This is a genomic window from Fimbriimonadaceae bacterium (assembly GCA_019638775.1).
Taxonomy (GTDB): Bacteria; Armatimonadota; Fimbriimonadia; order Fimbriimonadales; family Fimbriimonadaceae; genus JAHBTD01.
Window position 1 is genome coordinate 1 of the sequence record JAHBTD010000081.1, and the last position, 2434, is coordinate 2434.

Consider the following 2434-nt stretch of genomic DNA (forward strand, 5'->3'; position numbering starts at 1 on the left):
ATCAACTTGGCCGTCTCGTATTTCGCCTTGCCGAAGAGTCCGACTTTCGCGCTGTCGTATTCAAAGGTGACATAGATCCGGGCGGGATAATCGTCGCCCGCCTTTTTGGCGACATCGCCCGCCTTGAGCACGTTGGAGACTTTCCACTGCCATCGAATGATCGGATAGTCCTTGGGGTCGATGCGAATTTCTCGCGTCATGCCTGAGGAGGAGGCCTGGCTGGACGCTTTGACGACGACCTGTTCCCCTTCCTTCACAAGACCGTAGGTGGTGTGCTGCGGGATCTTGGGGAACGTGAGCGGCTTCCAGCCGTCGGGCCAGGGGCCTCCTGGCGCGGCGGCCGAGAAGGCGCCGATCGTCTGGGTGTCCGGCGAGTTGGCGTCCAGTCGGTCCGGATCTCCCAGAATCATTCCGACCAACAGGAACGACGAGAGGCCGACGATCAGGGAAGACGTTGCTGGTGGCATCGCCTGTGTCCTTTGAAATCCACGAGGTGCATAAGTTCTCCTGTTCCCGGGCAGGGCAACCCTACCGCCGCATCCATGCAAACAACTTGATCAAGAACTCTCTGGTCCTCTGCGTGAAGTGGGCTTTTCGCCAGAGATTGATCACCTTTTTGTTGACTTCGGCCTGTGTCGGATAGGGATGGATGGTACCCGCGATCGCCTTGGCCCCTGCTCCCGTTTTCATCGCGACCGAGAACTCGCTGATCATCTCCCCGGCATGGGCCGCCACGATGGTCGCCCCCAGAATCTTGTCGGTTCCCTTTTGAATGTGGACCCGAGCAAAGCCTTCGTCCTCTCCGTCCAGAATCGCTCGATCGACCTCGTCCAACGTGTACGTGTAGGTTTCCACTTCAATGCCCTTCTCCTGAGCCTCCTTCTCATACATGCCGACATGCGCCACTTCCGGTTCGGTGAAGGTACACCAGGGCATGACCAAAGAATCGACACTGGCGTAGCCCAGACCGAAGGGATGCGGGAACAAGGCATTCTGGATGACGATTTGTGCCATGGCATCGGCGGCATGCGTAAACTTATAGCGCGAGCAGACATCGCCTGCTGCATAGATCGAGGGGTTGGTGGTCTGCAGTCTGGCGTTCACCGTGATTCCGTGTTTGTCGTATTCGACACCGGCCGTCTCCAATCCGATCCCGTCCACATTCGGCGTCCGCCCGGTACCGACAAGAATATCGTCGACGGTCACATCGTAGTGCCGGCCATGCGAATCGACGATCAACCGTTTCCCGCCGTCGGACTTCTCCACCCTGAGATCCTTTCCGCAGCAGAGCAGGGTCACGCCGTCGCGGATCATCTGTTGCTCGACGATCTCGGCCGCGTCGCGGTCCTCGTTCGGCATGATGCCGTGCATGGCTTCGATGAGGGAGACCTGACTGCCGAAGCGGGCGAACGATTGTGCCAGTTCACAGCCGATGGGGCCGGCGCCGATCACCCCGAGACGTCGAGGCAGCTCCGTCAATGAAAACACGGTTTCGTTGGTGAGATACCCGGTCTCCTGCAGTCCCGGAATCGGAGGTGCCGATGCCCGGGCGCCGGTGCAGACGGCGGCTTTCACGAAGGTCAGGGTGCGATGGCCCGACGGTCCTTCCACCTGGACGGTCGTGGGTCCGGTGAATCGCCCGCTGCCGAGATAGACGTCGACGCCCAGTTTGGCGTAGCGCTGAGCGGAGTCGTTTGCACTGATGCGCGCCCGCAGTTTTCGCATGCGCGCCATGACGGCGCCGAAGTCATAGGTCACGCCGGGCGGCACATGGAGGCCAAAGTCCGTGGCCCGCCGGAGATCGGCCCACGCTCTGGCTGCCCGGATCACGCCCTTCGACGGGACGCAGCCGACATTGAGACAGTCGCCGCCCATCAGATGCTGTTCAATCAGTGCCACCTTGGCTCCCAGGCTTGCGGCCACGACTGCGGTGATCAATCCGGCCGTCCCTCCTCCGATGACGACAATGTTGTAGCGCCCTGCCGGCTCGGGATTGACCCACTCGGCCGGATGCACATTCGCAACCAGTTGCTGGTTGTACTCGTCGTGCGGAAGCATGAGAGGTTGCTGGTGCTCAGTCTTTCCGGCAATGCGTGGAGGCGGCTCTGTCGTCATAACGTGGCATCCTTCGGTGTAGGGAGGGACACAATATACCAGTCCTCATGTCGAGGCGACTGCGTACTTCTTATAAACCGCCGGCACGAGGGCGAGAAGCCCCAGCCCGCATTATTCATGAGAAGTTCTCCTGCAACCGCCGATACGCTGCTGCGACAAGCCGGCGTACGGCTCTGCGGCATGTCGGCGGGAGGGCTCTCCCCTGGCGGCTTCAATGTACGGCTGCAAGTATGCCATGGACCAACACAGGGCCGCTGCGTTTTCCGAGCGGGGCGACCGTTGCGATCGCCCCGCTCGGGGCACCGCCGCTACCGGATCG

The 2434-nt window shown here is 61.1% G+C and carries 3 protein-coding genes; 1 reads left to right on the forward strand and 2 read right to left on the reverse strand.

The window, feature by feature from the left end; genetic code table 11:
* The coding region (locus tag KF784_20020) for a DUF3047 domain-containing protein (protein ID MBX3121345.1) at nt 1-467 on the reverse strand (467 nt) is incomplete at its 3' end.
* Between the two features lie 61 nt (nt 468-528).
* Complete coding sequence (locus KF784_20025) at nt 529-2115, reverse strand: mercuric reductase (GenBank protein ID MBX3121346.1); 1587 nt, start codon at nt 2113-2115, stop codon at nt 529-531.
* A 117-nt stretch (nt 2116-2232) separates the two neighbouring features.
* On the opposite strand from KF784_20025, the gene KF784_20030 reads away from it, so the two are divergent.
* On the forward strand, nt 2233-2434 hold a 202-nt coding region (locus KF784_20030; protein ID MBX3121347.1), incomplete at its 3' end, for a hypothetical protein.

Excerpts from the sequence above, each read along its gene's own strand:
- KF784_20025 (MBX3121346.1), bottom strand. The coding sequence starts at position 2,115 with ATGACGACAGAGCCGCCTCCACGCATTGCCGGAAAGACTGAGCACCAG.